This window comes from Embleya sp. NBC_00896 (assembly GCF_045207785.1).
Classification (GTDB): Bacteria; Actinomycetota; Actinomycetes; order Streptomycetales; family Streptomycetaceae; genus Embleya.
The window spans coordinates 3,460,413-3,484,345 of sequence record NZ_CP108776.1 but is presented as its reverse complement, the minus strand read 5'-3'; the positions used below and the strand labels follow the sequence as shown (position 1 = coordinate 3,484,345).

The 23,933-nt window shown below is 70.0% G+C and carries 21 protein-coding genes and 1 tRNA gene; 10 read left to right on the top strand and 12 right to left on the bottom strand.

The genetic code is table 11. The annotated features are described in order from the left end of the window. Window position 1 precedes the first annotated feature (1 nt). Complete coding sequence (locus OG928_RS15780) at window positions 2–2,971, bottom strand: SNF2-related protein (RefSeq protein ID WP_406284141.1); 2,970 nt, start codon at window positions 2,969–2,971, stop codon at window positions 2–4. 90 nt (window positions 2,972–3,061) lie between these two features. Continuing rightward, window positions 3,062–4,135, bottom strand: a complete 1,074-nt coding sequence (locus OG928_RS15775; protein ID WP_406284139.1) for a serine/threonine-protein kinase — start codon at window positions 4,133–4,135, stop codon at window positions 3,062–3,064. 367 nt (window positions 4,136–4,502) lie between these two features. Here OG928_RS15775 and OG928_RS15770 point away from each other — a divergent pair, with 367 nt between their 5' ends. Continuing rightward, a complete protein-coding gene (locus OG928_RS15770) occupies window positions 4,503–4,901 on the top strand; it encodes a DnaB-like helicase N-terminal domain-containing protein (protein WP_406284137.1) in 399 nt (132 codons plus the stop codon). Window positions 4,902–5,141: 240 nt separating this feature from the next. On the opposite strand, the gene OG928_RS15765 is transcribed toward OG928_RS15770, so the two are convergent. Then, complete coding sequence (locus OG928_RS15765) at window positions 5,142–6,506, bottom strand: serine/threonine-protein kinase (RefSeq protein WP_406284135.1); 1,365 nt, start codon at window positions 6,504–6,506, stop codon at window positions 5,142–5,144. A 901-nt stretch (window positions 6,507–7,407) separates the two neighbouring features. Here OG928_RS15765 and OG928_RS15760 point away from each other — a divergent pair. Next, window positions 7,408–7,480: transfer RNA gene (locus OG928_RS15760), tRNA-Lys, on the top strand. Window positions 7,481–8,058: 578 nt separating this feature from the next. Here the strand turns inward: OG928_RS15760 and OG928_RS15755 are convergent. From OG928_RS15755 to OG928_RS15745, 3 genes are all read right to left on the bottom strand, one after another. Then, window positions 8,059–9,564 carry an ATP-binding protein gene (locus OG928_RS15755; RefSeq protein WP_406284133.1) on the bottom strand — a complete coding sequence of 502 codons (1,506 nt, stop codon included), beginning with the start codon at window positions 9,562–9,564 and terminating at the stop codon, window positions 8,059–8,061. Window positions 9,565–9,864: 300 nt separating this feature from the next. Then, entirely contained in the window at window positions 9,865–9,975 is a 111-nt protein-coding gene (locus OG928_RS15750; RefSeq protein ID WP_406284132.1) for a DUF397 domain-containing protein, read from the bottom strand. Then, complete coding sequence (locus OG928_RS15745; protein WP_406284130.1) at window positions 9,951–10,952, bottom strand: Scr1 family TA system antitoxin-like transcriptional regulator; 1,002 nt, start codon at window positions 10,950–10,952, stop codon at window positions 9,951–9,953. The genes OG928_RS15750 and OG928_RS15745 overlap by 25 nt, the downstream gene beginning before the upstream one ends. 131 nt (window positions 10,953–11,083) lie before the next feature. On the opposite strand from OG928_RS15745, the gene OG928_RS15740 reads away from it, so the two are divergent. After that, a complete protein-coding gene (locus OG928_RS15740; protein ID WP_406284128.1) occupies window positions 11,084–11,455 on the top strand; it encodes a hypothetical protein in 372 nt (123 codons plus the stop codon). Between the two features lie 40 nt (window positions 11,456–11,495). Here OG928_RS15740 and OG928_RS15735 read toward each other — a convergent pair whose 3' ends face one another. Continuing rightward, window positions 11,496–12,347 carry an arginase family protein gene (locus OG928_RS15735; RefSeq protein WP_406284126.1) on the bottom strand — a complete coding sequence of 284 codons (852 nt, stop codon included), beginning with the start codon at window positions 12,345–12,347 and terminating at the stop codon, window positions 11,496–11,498. Between the two features lie 280 nt (window positions 12,348–12,627). Between OG928_RS15735 and OG928_RS15730 the strand changes: the two genes are divergently transcribed. Beyond that, window positions 12,628–13,500 carry a BTAD domain-containing putative transcriptional regulator gene (locus OG928_RS15730; protein WP_406284124.1) on the top strand — a complete coding sequence of 291 codons (873 nt, stop codon included), beginning with the start codon at window positions 12,628–12,630 and terminating at the stop codon, window positions 13,498–13,500. Between the two features lie 24 nt (window positions 13,501–13,524). Here OG928_RS15730 and OG928_RS15725 read toward each other — a convergent pair whose 3' ends face one another. From OG928_RS15725 to cyaB, 3 genes are all read right to left on the bottom strand, one after another. Then, the gene (locus OG928_RS15725) at window positions 13,525–13,989 is read right to left on the bottom strand and encodes a hypothetical protein (RefSeq protein ID WP_406284122.1); all 465 of its coding nucleotides are present in this window, start codon (window positions 13,987–13,989) and stop codon (window positions 13,525–13,527) included. A gap of 236 nt (window positions 13,990–14,225) precedes the next feature. Beyond that, on the bottom strand, window positions 14,226–15,431 hold the full coding sequence (locus tag OG928_RS15720; RefSeq protein ID WP_406284120.1) for a serine hydrolase domain-containing protein: 1,206 nt from the start codon (window positions 15,429–15,431) through the stop codon (window positions 14,226–14,228). Window positions 15,432–15,524: 93 nt separating this feature from the next. Next, complete coding sequence (cyaB, locus tag OG928_RS15715) at window positions 15,525–16,118, bottom strand: class IV adenylate cyclase (protein WP_406284118.1); 594 nt, start codon at window positions 16,116–16,118, stop codon at window positions 15,525–15,527. Window positions 16,119–16,421: 303 nt separating this feature from the next. Between cyaB and OG928_RS15710 the strand changes: the two genes are divergently transcribed. From OG928_RS15710 to OG928_RS15700, 3 genes are read left to right on the top strand one after another with little or no spacing between them, the layout of a single operon-like run. After that, a complete protein-coding gene (locus tag OG928_RS15710) occupies window positions 16,422–17,981 on the top strand; it encodes a peptidoglycan-binding protein (RefSeq protein ID WP_406284116.1) in 1,560 nt (519 codons plus the stop codon). After that, window positions 17,978–18,682, top strand: a complete 705-nt coding sequence (locus tag OG928_RS15705; protein ID WP_406284114.1) for an ABC transporter ATP-binding protein — start codon at window positions 17,978–17,980, stop codon at window positions 18,680–18,682. Before OG928_RS15710 ends, OG928_RS15705 begins: the two co-directional genes overlap by 4 nt. Further along, on the top strand, window positions 18,679–19,947 hold the full coding sequence (locus OG928_RS15700; RefSeq protein WP_406284112.1) for an ABC transporter permease: 1,269 nt from the start codon (window positions 18,679–18,681) through the stop codon (window positions 19,945–19,947). The genes OG928_RS15705 and OG928_RS15700 overlap by 4 nt, the downstream gene beginning before the upstream one ends. A 93-nt stretch (window positions 19,948–20,040) precedes the next feature. Here the strand turns inward: OG928_RS15700 and OG928_RS15695 are convergent, their stop codons facing one another. Next, window positions 20,041–20,469 carry an SRPBCC family protein gene (locus tag OG928_RS15695; protein WP_406284110.1) on the bottom strand — a complete coding sequence of 143 codons (429 nt, stop codon included), beginning with the start codon at window positions 20,467–20,469 and terminating at the stop codon, window positions 20,041–20,043. Between the two features lie 144 nt (window positions 20,470–20,613). On the opposite strand from OG928_RS15695, the gene OG928_RS15690 reads away from it, so the two are divergent. Together OG928_RS15690 and OG928_RS15685 are read left to right on the top strand one after the other, a co-directional pair. Then, window positions 20,614–21,417: a helix-turn-helix domain-containing protein gene (locus OG928_RS15690; protein WP_406284108.1), complete on the top strand. Its 804-nt coding sequence runs from the start codon at window positions 20,614–20,616 to the stop codon at window positions 21,415–21,417. 196 nt (window positions 21,418–21,613) lie between these two features. Further along, on the top strand, window positions 21,614–22,348 hold the full coding sequence (locus tag OG928_RS15685) for an NDP-sugar synthase (RefSeq protein WP_406284106.1): 735 nt from the start codon (window positions 21,614–21,616) through the stop codon (window positions 22,346–22,348). Window positions 22,349–22,417: 69 nt separating this feature from the next. On the opposite strand, the gene OG928_RS15680 is transcribed toward OG928_RS15685, so the two are convergent. Further along, entirely contained in the window at window positions 22,418–23,278 is an 861-nt protein-coding gene (locus OG928_RS15680) for an NAD(P)H-binding protein (protein ID WP_406284104.1), read from the bottom strand. A gap of 133 nt (window positions 23,279–23,411) precedes the next feature. Between OG928_RS15680 and OG928_RS15675 the strand changes: the two genes are divergently transcribed. Then, on the top strand, window positions 23,412–23,843 hold the full coding sequence (locus OG928_RS15675) for a winged helix-turn-helix transcriptional regulator (protein ID WP_406284102.1): 432 nt from the start codon (window positions 23,412–23,414) through the stop codon (window positions 23,841–23,843). The last annotated feature ends 90 nt before the right edge of the window (window positions 23,844–23,933 follow it).

Sequence of the window (23,933 nt, the reverse complement as noted above, 5' to 3'; positions counted from 1 at the left end):
GTCAGTTCTCCACCGCGTCACGCGCGCCGTCAAAATCTTCGAGATCGTCGGGGGCAGGCCGGTCGAGTACGGCCAACACCCGCAGGAGGGGCCGGCCACTGGTCTGCAACCGGTCCAACAATTGGGCCTGTTCGCCCGCGGTTTCCTCGATCCGTTCCCGGTGACGGTCGGTCGCGCCGGGCAGCAGCGAGTCCTGCCGCCAGTGCGCCAGACGTCGGCGATAGTCGGCCAGGGGCGCGCTGATCTCCTCGTCCCACTGCTTCCTGGACTCCTCCAGGTACGTCCGAGCCTCGGCCACGACGTCCGGGACCAGGCTCTGGAGGTAGGCGAGGTCACGCGGGACACCACCACCGGCGAGGCGCGGCCCCACCTTCGCCGTGGCCAGCGCCTCCGACATGGAGCCCACGACCAACGATCCGGCGGCCGCACCCACCGCCATCCACTTGACCACGGTGGGACGTCCCAGCGCGTTGGAGTAGATCCCCTGCACCAGGAAGGTGGGATGTTCGACGTAGGGCGACGTGATCACGGGTGCCTCCTGCCGCCCGAACTGCACGAGCACCTTGTCGGTGAGCCACTCCACCATGGGATGGATCTCGGTGAGATAGGAGATCTCGGGCCAGATGGATTTCGTGCTCTCGCGGGCCTCGGCGAGCTTCGCGAAGGCCAGGTCGCGATCGAAGGTGACGAGCATGCGCTCGGCGACGCCCAACTCCTTCAGGTAGGACGGAGGCAGGGCTTTGAGGCGATGCAACAGATCGGGCGCCATGGCCGGGGACAGCGAAAGGTAGGCGTGACCCCCGTGGTCCTTCCGGGGCACCAGGCCGATGGCGTCCTCGGCCCGATCGCCGAACACCTCGGCCAACGCGGTGTCCACGAAGGCCGACGTGTCTCCGTCGAACAGCGAGGGGACCTCGGCGCGCCGCGGCAACTCGTGTTCGGTGATGCTGTCCACCTGGCCGAAGAGGTCGGCCAAGTCCCCGTCGGCCGGACCGGACGCGGGGTCCAGGAAATCCTCGACGTTTCCGCCCAGCATCAGCTCCCGGATCAACCGCCGCTCCTCCTCGTCGGCGCGGTAGTAGCCGGACTCGGCTTCCGCCGTGCCGTTGAGCTTGTGCGCCTCCTCCTCGCGGACGAGGAGTTTCTCGGCGACGGTCCGGTCGTCCTTCGCGCCCGGCCGGCCGGAGGTGAGGATCAGCGCACGGAATTGCGGTTCGTGGTGCTGGCCGTAGCGGTCGATGCGGCCGTTGCGCTGCTCGATGCGGATCAGCGACCACGGGATGTCGTAGTGCACGAGGTGATGGCACTGCCGATGCAGGTTGACGCCCTCGGACGCGACATCGCCGGTGAACAACAGGCGTACCGGGTCTTTCGCGAGCCCGAACGCCTCCAGGCACGCGCGCTGTTGCTCGTCGCTCAGGCCACCGTGCATGACCTGTACGGCCTTGACCACCCCGTCCTTGTCAGGCGCGAAGCCGAGCCGGGCGGGCACCACCTCGGCGAGCCACTTGAGAGTGGGGACCCGTTCGGAGAACACGACCACGCGGGTGGCGCTCCCCGGCCCGACACCGATTTCCCTCAACTGCTCGATCAGGGTGTCCAGCTTCGCCGAGTCGCCGGGGGCGCCGGCTCTACCGATCGAGGCGGTAATCGTCTCCAGCCGCTCCAGCGCCGCCACTTCGGCCGCGATCGCCGCGTCCGGGTGCCTGCCCTGGGCGGTCGGCTCGGCCGTCTTCGCGGCCAGCGTCTTCTTGCGGCGCCCGACGGTGTCGGCGAGGGCGACATGCGACGACAGGAACGTCTTGAGCACGTTGTACGCGAAGAGCGGGTCGGTGCTCACCGACTTCGGGTCCCGGTCCGCCGTCCCGAACTCGGGAACGGTCGTCGGCTCCGGCAGCCAATGCTCGGCGATCTCCGCGAACACGCGTTCCTCGGCGTCCGTGGCCGCGCAGTGCAGGGACACGGTGGGGCCTCGATCCGCCCACGTGCCGCTCAACTCGTTGCGCACCTCGGGACTGATCTTGGTCCGTCGGATGAACAGGTGGCCGAGGTCCTTCGCCGGGTCGTAGTGATCCGGGTCGGCGATCGCGGCCGGGTCGAGCAGCGAGATCAGATCGGCGAAGGAGCGCTTGTCGCCGTTGTGCGGGGTGGCGCTGGCCAACAACAGCGCGTCCGTCCGCGGCGCGAGGATCTCGGCCAGGGCCCTGCGCTGACTGCCCGCGTTGATCAGGTTGTGCGACTCGTCGATGACCACCGCGTCCCACTGGATGCGCTCCAGGTGGTGCCGATACTGGCCGATGTTCTTGAGCGTGTCCACGGAGATGATGACGCGCTTGTAGTGCGTGAACGGGTTGCGCCCGGCCGGGATCTCGCGCTGGATGCGCTGGATGCCCAGCGAGTCCAGGCGTACCAGGGGGATCGAGAACCGAGTCCACAACTCGTGCTGGAACTGTTCCAGAACGCTCTGTGGAGTGACGACGAGGATGCGCTCGCCGCGACCCCGGCGGATCAGCTCGGCCAGGGTGAGGCCGATCTCCAGCGTCTTGCCCAGCCCGACGACGTCCGCGATCAGGATGCGCGGACGCAGATTGCCCATGGACAGTGCCAACTCGGCGGGGCGCTTTTGATAGGCCAGCGGATCGAGCAGAAAGCGGTCGGCGAGGGCGAGTCCCCGCTCGGACTGCGGAAGCGGCGTCTTGCGCAGAACCGCTTCGAGGAACAGGCGGCTGCGACGGAAGTAGGACGAGGTGTCGGGCACCAGTCGGGTCTTGTCCGGTTCGAGCAGCCGGATCCCGGTGTCGATGCCGGTGAAGAACACCGCTTCCTCGTCACGGACGAACTCCGAAACGCCGATCGCCTCGATCTTGTCGCCGTCGTACTTCGTCGGCGTGGCCGTCCTGACCAGCCACTCCTCGTCGCGCACAAGAATCTGAGCGCCCGGCGGATAGCGGGTCTCCCCCTGCTCTGCCACCCCTGCTGTCCCTCCGTGTGCGGAATGCCGAAAAATGTGTGTCCTGGCCCCGCCGAAAGTCTGCCACGGAGCGGACGGCCCGCCGGCTGGTCAGAAACGGGCGTCGCGCGCGTACCCGGCGCGGATCCGTTCGGCGATCCGCAATGGCGCGGGAAGACGCACCCGAGCCCCGGCCGAACCCGCCGGCCGCGCCGCGCCCTTTGGCCCGTCGGCCGGTGGGGGAATGTCCGTCACCTCGTCCTCGGACGGGCCATCGCGCTCCTCGGCCCACGGCATGGCGTCGTCCTCGCGTGCCGCCACGTCCACGACGATCGGTGCGTACCCGACCGGATCGACGGAAGAGGGACCGGGCAGCGTGGGGGGCTCCAGGATCGGGATCCGCCCCGTGAGCCGCCGCTTGGCCTGGGCGGCGGTCAGCCCGAGGCCCGCGATGATGCGCACCAGTTCCTTGGTGACGCGAGCCGTCGTCGGCCGGTCGGCGCGGTCGTACGCGAGCATGGCGGTCAGCAGCGAATGCAACTCGGATGGCAGACCGTCGAGGTCGGGCGCCGTATCGGGGTCCTCGATGCGCAGCGCGGTCGCCTGCCACGTCGGCCCGGTATAGGGGTAATGCCCCGTGGCGGCGAAGAGCAGGACGGCTCCGAGCCCGTAGACATCGGCGGCATGATCCAGATCGTGCTCGCCGCGGGCCTGCTCCGGCGGCATGCACAGCACGGAGCCGACCACGACACCCGTGGCGGTCAACGTGGTGCGCCGCTCGGCAAGGACGGCCAGACCGAAATCGATCAACTTGGGCCCGTAGGGCGCGAGCACAACGTTTTGCGGCTTGAGGTCCCGGTGCAAGAGCCCGGCCTCGTGCACCGTGCGCAGACCCTCCGCGAGCAAGGCGCCGAGGCTGGCGACCTCGGCCGGAGGCAGCGGGCCGTGCTCATCGATGAAGGCGCGCAGATCGGGCCCCGCGACATACTCGACCGCCAGCCACGGGTGGTCAGCCCGCGCATCAGCCCCGACGAAGGCCGCCACGAAGGGGCCATAGACCGTCTTGAGGCTCTCCACTTCGAGCACGAAACGCGCCCGCGAGTCCTCATCGAGTTCGGACGCCTTGATCACCTTGACCGCGACCTGGTGACCCGCCGCCGACTCACCGAGGTAGACCTGCCCCATCCCACCGGAGCCGATCCGACACACCAGGGTGTACCCGCCGACGACGTTCGGGTCGTCATCTCTCAGTGGCTCCACGGGCTGCCGGCCTCCCTCGTGATCGGGACAACTCGATCGGGCACACATCGGCTGCTCACCGAGCGCACCAAGTGACGCGGGGGCAGTTTAGGTGGGCACCCCCAAGACCACTGCGCCACTTGGCCGCATGCTTGGCCGATGCCGCAGTTGTCGCCACGCCACCGCCCACCAACCCGGCTCCGCGCCGACTCTTCGTCGCTACTCACGGCGAGTCGATTCACGTCGAAGCTAGCTTCGCACCGTCCCGCCCGAGCGGCCATGTCCACGCGACCTGGCCGAGGAGCAGGCGCTGGTGGCAGCGCTGATCGCCGACCCCGCGCCCCTGGGCGAGATCGCACGCCGGCTCTTCCCCACGGACTTCGCCGACCCGGCCCACGCCGCGCTGTACCGAAGCGTCGCCGCCCTCGTCCACCGAGGCGAGGCAGTCGACCCCCTCACCGTGCTGTGGGAGGCCCAACGCCGCGGCAACCTCGCCGACGGCCCGCTCACCACCGAACTCGTCATTTCGCGTGCGTGGGCCGCCGCCGCGCGCAGGCTGGTGATGGTGTGTGCGATCCGCCCGGTGGGGTCGCTGTCGTCGTCGACGCGGACGTGTCCTTGCTCGCCCAGGTCGGCGACGGTCAGTTCCAGGGCGTTCAGGACGTGCGGCAGGCCGGCGGCGGCGGTGCCGAGGCCGCCGACCACGGTGTAGATGTCGCTCGGGTAGCCGACGCCGTCCTTCAGGAGGGCGTGGTTGAGCAGGCGCACGAGTTCGCCCAGGTCGCGGGTGATCTCGTCGGCGGGTCCGGGGGTGTCGATGCTGCACGTCATGGTGGTCCTTCGGTGCAGTGGGGCACGGTGCGGGTGCTGGGCACGTTCTTGTCCGAGCCGCGCGAGGTGCCGCATGTGGTCGCCCCTACCGTACGGTTCAGGGTCACCTCGGGCCGGGGACCTACTGGGTGGTACACGTCCCGTAGCCGGGCCGGTCCCGTATGTCGTTGCAGATGAAGGAGTTTCGCCTTCCGGACACCTGCGGTGCGTCATTGACAGATACGGCCCAGTCCTTTGACGTGCCGCCGCAGCCCACATGCAGCGTGTACGTCTCGGAGCTCGGCAAGGTGTACTGATAGCTGGACGATCCGGCGGGTTCCAGGCGGATGAAAGCGAAACCTGATCCCCTCGTGGCCTCCACCCATACGCCAACGACGAGATTGCCCGAAGTGCAGGACACATTGCCGCCAACGACCGCCTGATCAGACGTCGCTGTCACAGTGGCTGTCGCTGCAACGTCAGCGTTACGCCGCGAGTCGGAGCCCAGTACGACAGCGGTGACGGCGAGGGAAGCGACGGCAACGGCTACGGCCAAGGCCACGGTGACGCCGGCGGGACTCATCGACCGTCGTTGCACAGACATGGAGCCAGTGGGTGAGTCAGGCGAATCAGAGGGTCGATCGTCGCGTTGGTTGGACGGGGCATCGTCGGGAGCGGGAGATTCCGGGGTTGGCTCACTGGACAGGTCCAGCGGAGGGCGACGCCTCTGCGGAATGCGCGGGACGGTCGTGCCGGCGGCGTGAGGTGGGCGCAGGCGTTTCAGGGCCTCGTGTGCGTTGCCGGGGCGTTGGTCCGGGTCCTTGGCGAGCAGTGCGAGGACCAGGTCGTCGATTGCCGGAGGTACGCCGGGCCGGTGCTCGCTGGGTCGGCCGGGCTCGGTGTTGAGGTGGGCGTTCATCATCGGCACCGGGCCGGGCACGTCAAACGGGATGCGGCCGGTGAACAGTTCGTGCAGCACACAGCCGAACGAGTAGAGATCGGAACGGGTATCACCGGGTTGCCCGTCGAACCGCTCAGGAGCCATGTACGCGAGCGTCCCCATCACCTGGCTCGACATCGCCGCCGACTCCGCGAACCGGGCGATGCCGAAGTCGAGGACTTTGACCCGCCCCTCGGCGGTGAGCATCAGGTTCGCGGGTTTCAGGTCCCGGTGGACGATTCCGGCGTCGTGGGCGCGCGCGAGCGCGGCGGCGATCTGCGCGGCCCAGTCGACCGCGGTCGGGGTCGACGGCGGGCCGTCCTCGCGCAACACGCTTGCCAGGTCTCGCCCGTCGAGGTACTCCATCACCAGGAACAACGCCCCGTCGGCCTCGTCCCGGCCGACGTCGTGCACGGTGACCACCCCGGGGTGGTTCAGTGCCCCGGCCGTGCGCGCCTCGCGGAAGGACAGCGCGGTACCGGGTGCGGCGCGCCCGTCCTGGGGGAGCAACTTGACCGCCACGCGCCGTCCGATCAGCTCGTCGCGAGCCTCCCAGACCTCACCCATCCCGCCGCGACCCACAAAACGCACCAACGCGTAACGACCAGCCACAACCCGCACAAACATCCCTCTATCGCCCTATGTGGCCACCACCACGCAGTCCCGGCCGCTCAGCCAACCACGCACGGACGACCCGCACTGCGGAACATCCCTCATACGCGGTGCCGTTTGCGCCCCCTGCGGCAAACCAATCGCGAAGCGACCCAAGAACCGGGGCAAATTGGGCGGTGATCCAATCCGGGGCGGGCGAGCCGCGGTTACCCGGCCGCGGGACCCCTTCGGGTGAGGTTGCGGGTGGCGTTGGTGGTCCAGGTGTCGGCCGGCTTGGGGACGTACCGCTCGCGGAACGAGCGGCTGCCCGGCGCCCACCGGCCCTGCCAAGCAACGTCGTCCGGATGCGCTTCTGCGACCAGGGATTCCTTGACGAGGCCGTGGCGCAGGCTGTGTCCGGTGATGCGGCGCCAGGCGTGCGCGGCGGCGCGCAGACGAGCCGACGGCGGTCAGACGCCCTTGGCGATCACGACGAGCGCCGCCGCGCCCCAACAAGGACCGACGCCAGGTCGCACAAGACGGCCCTGATAACGCACAGTAACCGTGCTGCGAGGCCCGAAAGGCCATTTGTGAGCCCGGTGTGAGCCCGGATCTCCACGAGCATGCCGATCTGAGCCGGATTTTTGCCCCCTCACACGGATTTTCGGAGGAGCACAGGGTCCAGGCGCAACAGCATGTGGTGTTCGTATTGTCTCGTTCGCGCCATTCAGTGCAGCCCTGCGGACGCACTCGTGTCGAGTTCGTCCAAGTCCCATCTGCGCAGGTCACGGCGTGTCCGGGGATACTCGCAGCAGGTTCGATGCGTTACCGGTACTCTGCCGGTGGGCAAAACGCGGGTCACCGCCGATGCCCAACCGGGCCGTTAGCTCAATTGGCAGAGCAGCGGACTTTTAATCCGCGGGTTCAGGGTTCGATCCCCTGACGGCCCACCCGCGTCAGGACCGACTTTAGGCTTCTGACCAGCACGAATACCGCGAGCTGCGGTCTTCTTCACGGCCCTGGACCTCTGGTCCGGGGCCGCTTGCGTGAGCGGACGTCCCGGTGTCAGGTCACACGGGAGCGGCCGGGCTTCACCGGTCGGCTCGGCGACTTGGTCTTCGGCGGACTCGACCACGGCCTTCGCGGCGCGCGGGACGATCCGGCCGGCGGCCTCGGCCAGGGCCCGGTCGATGACGTCGGGTATGGAACTGTCTGAATGCCTGGGCCCGAGAGGCTTCGGCTGCTAGGGAGTCGCTGGATGGAGCCCGTGCTCGACCAGCCACTGGAGCAGATCTTGGCGAGAGGTCTCGACATTGTCGGATATTGACCAGAAACTGACGCGCTCCTGCTCGTCGGGTGCTGATCGAGGGGGACAGGCGGTGGCCAACGCCTGCTGTGCAGGAGGATCTGTGGCTGCGGGTGGTCGCGGCGCTGGAGTCGCGGCGGGTACGGCGGTTCCGCAGGGAAGCCGGTCACCGGATCGCCCAGGGAATCTGGGCCGGCCCGGAGCCACTTCCGCCAGACCGAATTACTCCCCGTAGAGGGTGGGCAGGTCGACCAGGAGGATGTTGTCACGTCGGCCCACCAGTTCGATCAGGTCGGGGTAGAAGCCGTGCAGGGAGTACAAGGCCAGCGTGGTGCCGGAGGTGTCGTACCCCTGGTCGGCCAGCAGAGTGCGGATGTGCTCCAGACGTTGCAGGTCTCCGGTGCCGCGGCGGGCGGCGGTCGCCTTGGCCTCCCCGATGAGGGCGATCTTCGCGCGGGGGGACTGCGGTCGTTCGCCGGCAGCCAGGGCGATGACGTCGACCTCGTGCTTGGTCCGGGCGGCCGGGTCGGCGACCTCGGTGGTGCCGACCGGGCCGGGCAGACTTGTGGGCAGCAGGCCGTAGGCGTAGCGGCGAGTGAAGTCGCGGGCCAGGTCCTCGAAGTGCGGTCCGAGGATCTTGGAGTTGAAGGTCGGGGCGGCCTGCTGCCAAACCTGCTCGGCGAAGCCCTGCTCCACCGCGGCCGCCTGCGGCAGCGTAATCAGCTGGTTGAAGCGGATGACCGGGTCCGCGAGCGTGATGACCGGGTGCCGGGTACGCAGGATGTCCTGCTCACGCCGGATATACCCGGTCGACTCCAGCACCCCGAGAGGGTGGGCAACGGCGTTGCGCGGACGCTCGAGGGCCGCGCCGATCTTGGTGGGCGTGGTGGCGCCCTGGGCGATGGCGGTGAGGATGTCGTAGTACAGCGTGTGCTGCGTGATCCGCGGGTCCTCCCGCAGGAGGTACTCGGTCTCGGTGCGCGAGTACACCGCGCGGCCCGGGTCGAGGAGGGTGCGGGTGAGCCAGGCGTCGAAGCCGTCGTCCGGATGCGGGCGGGCGGCCACCGGCCGGTAGCCGGGTGCACCGCCGAGAACCGCGTGCACCTTCAACGCGGTCAGCGGATCCTTGATCTGCCAGAAGGTGCGGCTGTCCCGGTAGTCGAACGGCCCCAGGCGCAGGTCGACCACGGCCCGGCCCCGCAGCGGCTTCGTCCCCGACAACAGCTCATGCATGACACTCATCGCGGAACCGCACAGGATCAACCGCAGGCCCGGCCCGTCCCCGGGCCGCGCGCCACGCTGACGCTCGTCGTAAAGCTGCTGTAGCAAGCCCGGGATCTCAGGTGAGTGCTGCAGCAGGTACGGCAGCTCGTCGATCACCAACAGCGGGTGCGGTGAACGGGCGGTCACATCCAGGGCGTTGGACAGCACATCACGCCAGTCCGTCAGGCGCAGACTGCCGGACCGCAGACCGGCATGGGCGGCGACCGCATCGCTGAACCGCTGGATCGCAGGCAGCCGCCCCTCTTCCCGGATCGCCGTGACATACAGGCCGCCGACCTGCTCGGACAAGGCCTGTAGAAGGTACGACTTCCCGTGTCGCCGTCGCCCGGACACGATGCCGAGCCGCATCGCGGGATCCGGATCAGCGAGGAACTCCACGAGAAGGTTCCACTCTCGGTCCCGGTCGACCACGTCGCCTGGCTTGACCAGCAGACCGTTCTCCATCGGATCTCCCACACATTGACTGCGACTGGTTACGTCGAAGTCTACTTCGACATAATCCGTCTCGCTGGGCTTCACCATGACTGCTACGGCAGCAGGGCCCAGGAGTAAGGAGGCCGTCCCAAAACCCGTCCTGACCTGCTGTTATTTATGCGTCAGAGGGGCGTAATGATGTGTGCAGCCCAGTCTCGCGTCCCCTCCGAAATCCCTCGGGTGACTGCGGTTCGGCCGTCGAACGGCCGCGGCTCAGACAGCAAGAAGGCCCGACCTCGGGTCCAATGAGGTCGGGCCTTCGGTCTGTGGTCAGCGCGTGGCGGCGAGGAACTTCGACCATTCCTCGGCGCGGTACGCGATCACTGGGGAGGATCCGTCTTTGCTGTCCCGCACCCCTATGCAGGCGGTCCTGGCCGCCACCTCCACGCATCCGCTGTCGCCGGAGTGGCTGGACTTTCGCCACCCCACGAGGTTCTCACTTCCGTCTCGGGATCCCACAGGTTCGCCAACCTCCTGCTGATGAACTCCAGCGAGCGCGCAGGCGGTAGCGCGGCGGCCTGCAAGCTCTCGTACGCGATGGAGTATCCCGCGACGATCTCGACACTGTCGGCGTACATGGCGTCACCAACGGCTTCGAGGTAGACCACACACCTGCTCGGCTCGGGCAATTGGTAGATGACAAACGGCTGAGGGATCGCCGTCTCTGCGTCGACCTGCAAGACCTGGATCCGCAATTCCGGGCGTCGCGAAGCTTCTTGAAGGAGATGTGCGAGTTGGTCGAGGAGCACGCTTCGATTGCCCAGGGAGCGGCGTAGCGCGGATTCGTCGATGATGAACCACGCAGGGTGACCGGGTGTCGGTCGGAAGCGGCGTTGCCGTTCCATGCGTAGTTCGGCACGTTGGTGGACGGCTTCATCGCTCAAGGACGGACCGGTGGCGCGGATTGCGGCACACGCGTACTCGTACGTTTGGAGAACGCCGGGGATCAGCGTGGTCTGGTACGAACGGACGCCGGTGGCGATCGATTCCATGGCTACGAGACGTTCCAGATGGTTCGGAAGATCGTCCACGACGGCTCGCCACCATCCGCCGTGACGGTCCGCGCGTACACCGTGCACTGTTTCCGACTGAACCCCATTGCCGTACGGCGGTACGAAGCCGAGCGCGGACAGCGACTGCCCGAACATCGCCTCAAGTACGGACTGATAGTCGGGTGTGGGCCACGGTGGCGCGGTGCTCTCCCAGCGGCGGACCTGGCGGACGCTCACGTCGATGCGAAGGCCGAGTTCGCGTGCCTGGTGCTCGAAGGCGTCGGCGAGTTGCTGTTGCGTGTTCCAGCCCCGGGCGTAGCGTGCGGCGACGAACGTGGCGTTCCCGGGAGAAGGTCTGTCGGTCATCGTGCTCCTTCGACATGGACGGAGTCCGCGATTCACGGTAGTTCTCCAGATACAACGCGGACGGCGCTTTTCGGACATCGGTCCGTGTCGACGAGGAGGGGGTGGCGGAGGCGATGTCAGAACGCGTGGTGATGGCAAGTGAGCTTCTGACCAAGCACGAGGTCGAGCTGCTACGACGTGCGCTTCTTGAATGGGGCGGGCCGGCTCGATGCAGCGATCAGCTTGCCGTCGGCATGGGGTTCACGGACGCCCAGGATCTACTCGACCAGTGCCGCAGACTACGGGCCGCACTCGGCGACGACGTTCCTCTCAAAGCGGTGGACTGGGCGCGGACCCTCCTGGCAACGGAGATCGTCTTCGTCAGCGACCTCGCCGGCTCGGGCGTCGAATGGTCAACGACCACGGGGCTCGCCGACGAGGCGACGATCAGGGCACTGCGGCAGATCCAGCGGAAGCTGGCCACGACCGTCAGCCCCTACTACGGGAAGCACCCGAGCGAGTAACAAGGGCGGTGACCGCTCAAGGTCCTGTCGAAGCTTTTGGTCAAACTCCGGATGGGGTGGGCGGGGTGTGGGTGGTGAGGGTGATCAGTTGTGGGATGAGGGTGGTGAGTACGGCGGGGTCGGTTCCGGTCGACTCGTATTCGGTGATGGTCAGGCCGGTCACGGTGAAGTGGGTGGTCAGGGCGGCCACGGCGGTGAGCAGGTGGGCCGGAGGGAGGCCGTTGGGTTCCGGGGTGCCGACGGCCGGGAATGTGGTCGGGTCGAGGACGTCGAGGTCGATGTGGATGTGTACGGCGTCGGCGCCGGTGGTGGTGACTGCGGCGACCAGGTCGGCCGGATCGGCCAGTCGCGCCGGCGGCAGCACGGGGATGCCGTGCCGGTCGATGTACGCGCGTTCGCCTTCGTCGAGCGCGCGGACGCCGGCGAGGACGACCTGACCCGGGCGCAGGGCCCGTTCGGGGGACAACTCGGCCGGTCCCTCGCCGAGGAGCGCGCGCAGGATCATGCCGTGGAACGCCCCGGACGGTGACGTGGCCGGGGTGTTCAGGTCGCCGTGCGCGTCGAACCACACCACCGCGAGCCGATCGCCGTGCCGGCGGACGGCCGCCTCGATCGGCGCGAGGTCCACGGCGCAGTCGCCGCCGACGGTGACGACCGGATGGCCGGCCCGGGCCACCGCGTCACGAGCCGCCGCCAGGTTGTGCGCGAGCACGTCCGCGTGCGCGACGCCGGCGTGGGCCGTGCCCGGCGCGTCGTCGGTGAGCGCGCGGAGATGGCCGGACGGCGACGCGAGCGCGGCCAGTCGGGCGGCGCCCTCGGGCAGCCGCCGGCGGGCCGTCGGAGTGGAGGAGCCCTGCCACTGGGCTATTTCGACGACGGTGGGATCGGGCATGTCGGGCTCCTTGTCGGTGGGCCGGAGATCGCTGGGAGCACCACCGTAGCCGTGCATGGATATACGGGCCGGCGAATTATGCGCTGCTGCTGCTGCTGCTGCTGCCGCCGCCGCCGCCACCACCCGCCCGCGTCCTACCCGTCGATCCCGACCGCCGCCTCCGGATCGCGCCCTCAGGGGCCCTCGAATGAGGCGTGATTGCCCTCGGACCGCGTAGCGGTCGGCCCTGCGGCACGTGTCGACTTCCTAGCCTCCGAGGAGGCTGCACGGAGGAGGACTGATGCTTGAGTCGGTACGGATACGTCAGGGAGCGGGTGACCTCGTCGCGACCACGGCCGGAGTCGGCGTGCTCGGGCCGGTGGAGCTGTGGCCGAGCGGCGGACGGCCCTACGCGTGGCGGCCGATCGCCGGTGCTCGGCCGCGGGTGCTGCTGGCCCTGCTGGCCGCGTCGATCGGCAAGGTGGTGCCGGTCGAGCGGATCCTGGCGGAGGTGTGGCCGACCGGTGTGCCGGCGACGCGCGGCAAGGCCGTTGCACAAGTCGTGTTGCGGCTGCGGAGGTTACTGGGTGACGACGCCGGCGGGATCGTGGTGACCAGGCCGGGTGGGTACGAACTGGCCGAGCAGCGCGTCGAGTTGGACGCGCACGTGGCGGCCGGGCGGGTCGAGTCGGGGTGCGCCGCGTTGGCTGCGGGTGATCCCGCGACGGCGGCGGAGCTGCTCGGCGACGCGTTGGGGCGCTGGCGCGGCGAGCCGTACGCCGGGGTGGATCCGGCGGACCCGGCCGGGCCGGTGGCCTGCCATCGCGGGGCGCTGCTGCGGCTGCGGGTCTCGGCCCAGGAGGCGCGGATCGACGCGAACCTCGCGCTCGGACGACATCGGCAGGTGGTGGACGAGCTGGCCGGCCTGGTCGCGCGGGATCCGTTGTACGAGCCGTGGTGGCCGCGATTGATGGTCGCGCTGTACCGGAGCGGCCGACGGGCGGACGCGTTGCAGGCGTATCGCAGCCTGCGCGGCGTGCTGGTCGATCGGCTCGGCGTCGAACCGGGACCGGACGCGCGCAGACTGCAACAGCTGATCCTCGCGGGCGACATCGTCACGCCGCCCTGTGGATGCGGAGCGTCCGCCTCGCCGCCGGTCGGGCCGCGAACATGACGTCCGCGGCCCGACCGGACGTGCCTACGCGCAGATTTGGCGCGACGGCGACCACTGTGCCTGGGCGGTGAACCAGGTGTAGTTGGTGAAGGCGAACATCGTCGTGCAGGTGCCCGCGGGCACGTTGAGCTTGGGGCCGCTGCAGAAACGCGAGCTGCTCGCCGGCATGGCGATGGCCGCGCACGTGTTCGTCGCGTTGCTGTTGAGAGTCACCCCCGTCTTGACCTCGGGCACCAGCACCGAGGCAGCCTGGCCGTTCACGGCGATCGTGTACGACTGGACCTTGCCGCCGCCCCACGACATGCAGGTGAGGAGCTGGACGCCGGTCTGCGAGAGCACCGTCGAGCTCGAACAGATGGTGTTGCCGAGGTTCGGATAGCTCGTACTCCAGTTCACCGTCGCGGCCGAGGCAGGACCCTGGGCCACGGCGGTGAGCGCGGCGGCGGCACCGACCACGCCGAGGGTACGGGCGATCTTCGAGCGGAACATGGGCATTCCCTTCACGAGGAACCCTCGGCGGACGGGGGCATCCACCGAGAGCTGACGGGAGATCAGCTATTGGTGATCGTCCCGAAGAGGGGTGCCATCGCGGCTCCATCGAGGTCCCATCGAGGTCCCATCGTGGTTCCGCCGTGGTTCCAAGACGATCCACGACGGACCACGACGGACCACGACCGTGCCACGACGACTCCACGGCACCGAGCCCCCTGGCCGCGGCGTGCCCGTCAGGGCTTCGTGAGCGCCTCCGCGACGCGGGCGGTCATCGGCCGTTCGGTCTCCTTCCGGGAGGTCGCCGTGGTGGACAGCACGAATCGCCGCTGCCCGTCCCGGGTCGAGAACGCCGCGGACTTGTAGCCGTACTGCTCACCCGTCTTGCCCCAGAACGTGACGCCGTTGACGGTGGCCGTCTGCAGGCCCTGGCTGTAGCGGGCCGGGCAGCCGTCGAGCATCTTCACGTCGTCCGACGGCAGGGTGAAGAGCTTCTCCTGGAAGGCGGGTGGGAGCAGCTTCCCGGCGAACAGCGCCTCCAGGTAGCGGTCCAGATCACGGGTGGTGGAGATCAACTCGCCCTCGCCGTACGAGGAGGACGGGTTGAAGACGGTGATGTCCCGGAGCCGCCCGTCGCTCATTCGCAGGTAGCCGCGCACCTGCGGGCCGCGGATGCGCGAGTCGTGGCCGGGGAACGAGGTGTCCCGGAGGTCGAGGGGGTCGAGCAGGCGCCGACCGATCTCGTCGCCGTAGGGGCGGCCGGTGATCCGCTCGATGAGCAGGGCCAGGAGCACGTAGTTGACGCCCCGGTACTCCTGCTTCGTGCCCGGGGCGAATTTGAGCGGTCCGCCGGACTGGGTCTCGACCAGGCGCCGCGGGGTCCAGTCGTCGTATCGGTGCGCGACGATGCTCTCGGGGCTGTCCTCGTCCGGCGCCTCCGGGGCGACCATGTCCGGGAGGCCGCTGGTGTGGTCGAGCAGATTGGTCAGGCTGATCGGCGCGTAGTCGGCCGGCAGCAGGCCTGGGAGGTAGCGCTGGATGGGCGCGTCCAGGTCGACCCGGCGCTCGGCCGCGAGCTGGAGCACGACAGGGGCGACGAACAGCTTGGTGATGCTGCCGGCGCGGAAGCGGTCGTCCGGCCGGACGGGGCGTCCGGTGCGCAGGTCGGCGCTACCCGAAGTCCCGTACCAGCGACCGGCCGGACCGGCGACGCGGAGTTGGGCGGAGACCGCCTGAGGGTGGGTCAGGTCGCCGATGGCGGCCTTGAGGGCCTCCGGGTTCGGCGGCGGCAGCACGGGGATCGGCGTGACCGGGGTGTTCGGGGGACAGGCGGTGGCGGGTGGAGGATCCGCCGGAGTCGCCGTGGCCGTGGCCATGGTGGAGAGCAGGAGAACGCCCGAAACGCCCACGCCGACGATCATCCGGGAGAGGTGCGAAGTCATGCCCCCACGCTGGCCGTTCGACGACCTGCGGCCATCGGGGATTACCCCGATCTCGCCCCCCGCTCTTCCCTGACACGACCCCGAGTCGGGCCGTCACGACGAGTCGGTCGGCGCCTCCGATGGTGACCGGCCAAGGGCTCGCCGGGCGATGACGGCGTCCGTGTACGACTCGTTCGTGTGGTCGTCCTCGTGGATGCCCAGGTCGCGCAGGACCGCCCGGATCGCGTCGAGTGCGGCCGGCAGCGCGTCGCCGTCGACCATCGTCTCGACCTCGACGAAGGTCTCGCCGAGCTCGGGCACCCGGACCACGGTCGCGAGGATGTCCCGGCCCGCGTACGAGAAGCCGTGGTTGCGACACCGCTTCTCGAAGCGGATCCAGGGCCGGTAGCCGAGGCCGCCCAGCAGCGCGCGCACGGCGGACGCGTCGGCGACCCGGGTCTCGTGTTCCGGCTTCGACCCGGACGCCGGATCGACCCGAGCGCCCTTGTAGGTCAGCACCGACACCGCGCCGCCCGGACCGCGCACGGTGCGGACCCGCAACTCCCGATCGCCGCGCGAGAGCGTGCGCGCCTCGTCGTCGTAGTAGGTGTCCTCGTACACCTCGTCCCGCCCGGGCCCCAGTCGTTCGAGCCGCTCCCGCACGAGCGGAAGGTTCCGCACGCGCGCCTTCACCTCGGCCTCGATCACCCGATCCCACTCCCTTCGGGAGGCGGCCGAGGTCGCGGCGAGGCCGGGACCTCGGTCATGCGTTCCGCGGTCGAGTCTTCCGCAGTCGGTGCACGAGTCGGCGCACACCACACTGCGCGACCGGCTCGGAGCACGGATGTTATGGACATCTTTCGGGTGATTTATAGGCTAATATCAGCAACATAAAGTGACGTTCCTTGACCGTACGTAGGTGCATACATAGCTTGTTCGGTGCCCGACCCCGGGGTTTGCCGAAGTCTTCAGGTCCAGATGTCTCGACTATCCGACGGAGCGCGGACCCGAATGGACACCCACATTCAGCCCAAGGCACTTCGTGCGGCCGACGAGCCGGAGGGCGCGTATCCGCGGGGCCGGCCGCCGGCGCGCTCCGGCCGGCGTCGTGCGCTGCTCGCGACCGTGGTCGTGGCGGTGGCGTTGACCGCCGGTGGGGTGACCGCGGCTCGGTTCATCAAGTCCCCCGCGGAGAAGGCGGCCGAGGCGAAGGCGCCGGCGGCCTCGGTGATCTCGGCGGTGGTGGAACGCCGGGTGCTCACCGACACGGTGGTGTTGCGCGGACGGGTCACGGCGGGCCAGACGGTGGTGGTGGCGCCGCAGCCGACGGCGGGCGGTGGCAAGGACGGCGGGGGAGTCGTCAGGTCGGTCGTGACGGGCGTCCGGGTCAAGGCTGGGGACGTGCTGGAGGCCGGGCAGGTGATCATCGAGGTGTCCGGGCGGCCGGTGTTCGTGCTGCCGGGCGAGTTGCCGGTGTACCGGGACCTGAAGCCGGGCAGCGAGGGCCACGACGTCGAGCAGTTGCAGGCGGCGCTCGAGGGCCTCGGGTACCGGGTCGGTTCGGATCGGGCGGGTACGTACGGCGCCGGGACCAGGGCGGCGGTGGCCGCGCTCTACACGACGATCGGGTACGACGCGCCCGAGGCGGGCGAGGGCGGCGACGAGGCCGTGCGCGCCGCCGAGGAGCGGATCACCTCGTCGGAGCGCGCGTTGACCCAGGCCAAGGACACTTTGAAGGCCATCCAGGCGGGCGGTTCCGGCAGTTCGTCACCGGCGACCGGCGGCGCGAACACGGGTGGGACGAGGCAGGCCGAGGAGCAGGTCCGCTACGCCGAAGAGGACGTGGCCAGGGCCGGGGACGCGCTTGCGGCGCTGCGGGCGAAATCCGGCGCGATGCTGCCGGCGGCGGAGGTGGTCTTCCTGTCGAAGTTTCCGGCTCGGGTGGACACCGTGCAGGCCCGAGTGGGCGATGAGGTCAAGGAGAAGGCCCTCACGATCTCGGCGGGCGACCTGATCGTGCGCGGACAGCTGGCCTCGCACGAGAAGGGGTTGGTCCGAGCGGGGCTGAAGGTCGGCATCCTGTCCGAGCTCTCCGGGGTCCGGGCCGAGGGGAGCGTGCGTTCGATCGCGGACGCGCCGGGCTCGCCGAGCGACCCCGCGGCGAGCGACGGCTCGGCTGCGGGCGGGGCCGGGGGCGCGGCGCAAACGGGCGCACAGGGCTACGAGATCGTCGTCGAACCGACGGACGTCCTCGATCCGAGCCTGGCCGGGCAGGACGTCCGCCTGACGATCGATGCGGCGTCGTCGGGCGACCCCGTGCTGGTGGTTCCGTTGTCGGCGGTCGCCGCCGGCGCGGACGGGCGAACGGTGGTGACCGTGCTGGACGCCGGCGGCGAGCGGCGCCGGGTGGAGGTACGGCCGGGCACGTCCGGCGACGGCTATGTCGAGGTCACGCCGATGGAAGACGGAGCGTTGACCCAGGGCGACCGGATCGTGATCGGCGCCGCGCGCAAGGCCCCGCCGGTCGACGCGGACGGCAAGGCCCTCGGGAACGGCGCTCCCCGGTCGTGACCGGCCATCGGACACCGCCGCCCGTCGTGGAGTTCACGGGGGTGGGGCTGACCTATCCGGGGCCGCCGCCGGTGGCGGCATTGCGGCCGGGTGATCTGGTGGTGGGGCGTGGCGAGTACGTGACGATCACCGGGCCGTCCGGGTCGGGCAAGTCGACGTTCCTCAATGTGGCCGGGTTGTTGGATCGTCCGACGATGGGGACGTATCGCCTGGACGGCATCGATACGGGTGCCTTGAAGGAGCGCGACCGCACGGCGTTGCGGGGGTCGCGGATCGGCTTCGTGTTCCAGTCGTTCCACCTGTTGCCGTATCGGACGGCGGTGGAGAACGTCGAGTTGGCGATGATGTACCAGGGCGGCAGGCGCGGTCGGGCGGAGCGGGCCGCGCGGGCGCGGGAGGTCTTGGCCCGTGTCGGTCTGGGACATCGCCTGCATCACACGCCCACCACGCTGTCCGGTGGTGAGCGTCAACGGGTGGCGATCGCCCGGGCGTTGGCGGCGGGCCCCTCACTCCTGTTGTGTGACGAACCCACCGGCAACCTGGACACGGCCACCGCCGACGGCGTGCTCGCCCTGCTCGACGGCCTGCACGCGGAGGGGATGACGATCCTGGTGATCACCCACGATCGGGCGGTGGCCGCGCGCGCCGGCCGCGGCGTCGCGATCCGCGACGGCGTCATCTCGGGAGGCGTCCTCCGATGAGCCTGGACGAGTTGCTGAGACCCCGGCCCGAGCCCGGCCGAAACAACCGGATCATCCCGTCCCGACAACACCCGCGCGACCTGTTCTCCGAGGCGTTGGCCGGGATGTTGCAACGTCCGGCCCGTTCGGTCCTGACCGCGTTGGGCACCGTGCTGGGCGTGGGAACGTTCGTGGCGATCCTGGGCCTGACCGCGACCGCCACCGGCCAGATCGACGACCGCTTCAACGCCCTCACCGCCACCGAGGTCACCATCGAGGACACCGGCGGCACCGACCCACCCAACCAACCCCTCATGTTCACCCCCGACGCCGACCAACGCGTCCAAACCCTCAACGGCGTCGAACACGCCGGCGTCCACTGGACCGTCCGCCTCCCCACCGGCACCACCGTGCGCTCCGCACCCATCGGCCCCGACGCCAACGGCCAACACATCCCCGTCATCGCCGCCTCACCCGGCCTCCTGGACGCCGCCGGCCCCCACTGGGCCACCGGCCGCGGCTACGACACCTTCCACGACACCCGCGCCGAAGCCGTCGCCGTCATCGGCCAAGGCATGGCCGACCGCCTCGGCATCACCACCCTCGACACCACCCCCGCCATCCTCATCGGCGACACCCCCTTCACCGTCATCGGCATCCTCACCGACACCGACCACAAACCCGACCTCCTCCTGTCCGTCCTCATCCCCCGCACCACCGCCGAACGCATCTACGGACCCCCCGACCCCGGCCAACGCGCCAAAATGCTCGTCACCACGAAGATCGGCGCCGCCCGCCAAATCGCCGGCGAAGTCCCGTACGCCCTGCGCCCCGACACCCCCGAGGCCTTCAAGCCGATCCCGCCGCCGGACCCGCGCACCCTCCGCGACCACGTCACCGACGACCTCGGCGCACTCTTCCTCCTGCTCGCCGGAATCTGCCTGATCATCGGCGCGGTGGGCATCGCCAACACCACCCTGATCGCCGTCATGGAACGCACCGCCGAGATCGGCCTCCGCCGCGCCCTCGGCGCCCGCGGCCGACACATCGCCGGCCAATTCCTCACCGAATCCGCCACCCTCGGCACCCTCGGCGGCCTCATCGGCACCAGCCTCGCCACCGTCACCGTCGTCGCCACCGCGGCCGTCAAGCAGTGGACCCCGATCATCGAACCCGCCACCGTCGCCGCCGCACCCCTGATCGGCCTCACCACCGGACTCCTCGCCGGCCTCTACCCCGCCTGGCGCGCCGCCCGCATAGAACCCGTCGAAGCACTCAAGCGATGACGACCCGACCGAGCCGACCCGACCCGATCCGACGTGACCCGCCGCGCCGCGCCCTCGACCCGGCAGGCCGGCCGGGCCGGGCCGTCCACCGGCTCAGCTCGGCCGTACCGGCGACTCGCTCAGGGCCTCCATCGTGGCCTTGACGAGATCGCTGCCGTGGACCATCGCCTGAGCCATCGGGACGCCGAGCGCGTCGGGCAGCACGTCGCGGGTCCAGACGAAGGTGGTTCGGCCGTCGGCGGTCGGCAGGACCCGCATGGTCGCGCGATCGCGGGTCGGGGTGCTGCTGCCGCCGATGACGGAGTAGGTGACGCTCCGGGCCTCGGCGTCGAGCTCGATCAGCCGTTCACGGGCGGTCATGCCGTTGGCGAAGGTGACGAGCCGGGTGTCGGGTGCTTCGAGCCGGCATTCGACGACGAAGCCCGGCGCCATCCGGGTCGGGCCCGTATCGAACTCGCCGATGATCGCCCAGACGTCCTCGACGGGGGCGTCGATGGTTCGGGTCTCGTGGATGTGGGTCATGGGAATTCTCCGGTCGGGATCTGGGAACTCGAAGCCTGCGGATACCTGCTTCGAGACTGCCGCAGACCCGCCCGGAGGTCTTGAAGATTCTTGCGCCGCCCGCCGCCCGCCGCCCCTGTCCGGGCCCCCGCGTAGCGTGGAAGGGTGCTGTCGAACATCGATCTCGTCACGCGGCCCGCGTTCGTCGTGAGCGCCGTGACGTGTCGAAGCGACCACCGGCACTGGACCGAGCCCGAGGCCCGCGACGACTACCGGATCGTGCTGGTGCGGAGCGGCCGATTCCGGCGCAGCGTCGGCGGGGTGGGCGTGGACCTCGAGCCGACGATCGCCTACGTCGGTGTCCCGGGGGAGGAGGAGCGCTTCGCGCATCCGGCCGGTGGTGACGTGTGTACATCCGTGCAGGTCGCGCCGGAGCTGTGGCGGGACCTGGCCGGCGAGGCCGGGGGTACGGCGCGCTCGGCGCTGTACGTCGACGGCCCGCTCGACCTGGCCCATCGCCGCTGCCTGCGCGCCGCCGCGCGGGGCGATGTCGACTACGCGGCGACCGAGCACCTGCTCGCCCTGGTCCATCGCGCCGTCGAGCAGGTCGTGGCCCGCCCGCGGCCGATCGACCGGCCGGCGACCGATCGCCGCCTGGTCGCGGCGGCCCGGGAGGCGATCGCCGTCGACCACCCGGCCGCGGCCGGGCTGGTTCCGCTGGCGGCCCTGGTGGGGGCGTCGCCGTACCGACTCAGCCGCGCGTTCACCCGCGAGCTGGGCGTGTCCGTCACCCGCTACCGCAACCGCGTCCGGCTCGGCCGTGCGCTCGACCGGCTGGAGGCCGGCGAGCCCAGCCTCGCGGTGCTCGCCGCCGACCTCGGCTTCGCCGATCAGGCCCACCTGTCCCGCACCGTGCGCGAGCAGCTCGGACATACCCCGACGGTGTTGCGGCGGCTGCTGGTGCCGTGACCGGAAACGCTCACCGGTGCTCGGTCGGGCTCGGTGCTCGGCACGGCACGGCACGGCTCGGCACGGCTCGGCACCAAGCCCGCACGCGGGACCTTCCGAGGGGTTCGGCGGTGGGGGGATGGGCAGGACCGGGTCGACGTTCTCGTAGCGTTGTGAATCGGTCCGATGCGGGCAAGCGGGAAAAGGGAGTCGAAGCGTGGCGATCGAGCAGGCGGTCATCCTGGCCGGTGGGCAGGCGACGCGGATGCGGCCGTATACCGACGACGCGCCGAAGGCGATGGTGCCGGTGGCGGGGGCGCCGATTCTGGGGCACCAGTTGTTGTGGCTGGCCGGGCACGGGGTGAAGCGCGTCGTGCTGTCGGTCGGATACCGGGCCGACATGATCCGCGACTACGTCGGAGACGGTGCGCGGTTCGGTCTCGCGGCGACCTACGCGGTCGAGGAGCAACCGCTCGGCCGCGGTGGCGGGATGAAGCTGGCGGCCCGTCGATTGCCGGACCCGGCGGCGGACTTCCTCGCCCTCAACGGCGACGTGATCACGCACTTCGACCTCGGCGACCTGATCGCCCGGCACGAGGCCGCCCGGACCGCGGTCACGATCGCGCTCTCGCCCTACCGGTCGAACTGGGGTGTGGTCGACATCGACGACGGGGACCGCGTGCGCGGCTTCGTCCAGTCGCCCGTGCTGCCCTACTGGATCAACTCCGGTGTGTACGCGGTCGCGCCCGAGGTCGTGGCGCTGTTGCCGGACAAGGGTGACCACGAGGACACCACGTTCCCCGACCTGGCCGCGCGGGACCGGATGCGCGCGTACCGGATCGACGGCTACTGGCGCGGCATCGACACCGTGAAGGACGTCAAGGCGGCCACGGACGAGCTGATCGGCCAAGGACGGCGCCTGGCCCAGGAGTTCGCGGTCGCGGGAGCCTGACCGGACACGCGAAGGCGCCCCGGGCGGCATCGACTGCCGACCCGGGGCGCTTTCGCTCATGACGTCGCGTCAGCCCTTCAGCGTGATCGCGACCGTGTCCGCGAGCGGCGTGGTCGGGCGGCCGAGCAGACCCGACAGGTCGCCGGTGATGCCGGCCAACGCGCCGCCCGCGACCTGGATGTCGGCGTCCACGAGCAGCTCGACGAGGAAGCCCGGGAGGCCCACGCCGGCCAGGATCTCGGTGTACTGCTCGGCCGGAAGGTTGGCGAAGGCCACGTCCTTGCCGGTCTGCCGTGCGGCCTCGGCGGCCAGCTCGCCCAGGCTCCAGTTGGTGTCGCCGGTGAGCTCGTACACCTTGCCCGCCTGGTCGTCGCTCAGCAGCACGACGGCCGCGGCCTCGGCGTAGTCGGCCCGTGCGGCGGACGCGATCCGGCCCTCGCCGGCCGCACCGGCGACCGCGCCGCGCTCGACGGCGCCGGCCAGCGAGCCGGTGTAGTTCTCGGTGTACCAGCCGTTGCGCAGCAGCACGCTCGGGAGACCGGTCGCGGCGATCCTCGCCTCGGTGTCGCGGTGCACGCGGGCCAGGCCGAGGGGGCTGTTCGTCGCGTCGTAGACCGAGGTGTAGATCAGCTGCCCGACCCCCGCCTCGGCGGCGGCCGCGACCGCGGCGCCGTGCTGCGAGATCCGGGCCTCCTCGGGGCCGTTGGACGACACGAAGAGCAGCTTGTCCGCACCGGTGAAGGCGGGCACCAGGGTCTCGGGCCGCTCGTAGTCGGCCTCGCGCACCTGTACCCCGCGGGCCGCGAGGTCGGCGGCCTTGGCCGGCGTGCGCACCGCGGCGACGATCTCCGACGCGGGCGTGCCGCGCTGGAGCAGGGCCTCGACGACGAGGCGGCCGAACTGTCCGGTGGCTCCGGTGACGACGATCATGACGCGTTCCTCTCCTTCGCGCCGAACCCGTCGTCCGGTCGCTGTCCAAACGATTGCACTAACTTTTCGAAAGCGCAAGCGTTGGGAGAGTGCATCCCTTTTGAAAGTGCTCACTCGGAGGTAGTCTCAAGGCATGGAGACGCAGCCGGAGCCGGCGAAGGAGGCAGCGATGGACACGGTGACCGGGCCGGACCCGACCGCGGAGTTCGAGTTCGACGTGTTCGCGAAGGCGTGCGTGTCCCGAGCGGCGATGGAGCACATCACCGGCCGCTGGGGCGTGCTGGTCCTGGGCGGCCTCTACGACGGGCCGATGCGGTTCAACGCGCTGCGGCGGCGGGTCGACGGCGTCAGCGAGAAGATGCTGGCGCAGACGTTGCAGGCGCTGGAGCGGGACGGGTTTGTGCGGCGCGAGGTACATAGTGCGATTCCGCCGCGGGTGGAGTACAGCCTCACCGTCATGGGTCAGGGGACTGCGGCCAAGTTGCTCGATTTGATCGCGCATCTGGAGGGGCACATGGAGCAGGTGCTTGTGGCCCGGGAGGCGTACGACAGGGAGCGGGCGTGACTCGGCGCGAAGCCGCCCGGACGGGCTGGGTTGGCTTTGTCCTCAGGCGCCGGACGGGCTGGGAAGGGTTGTCCTCAAACGCCGGACGGG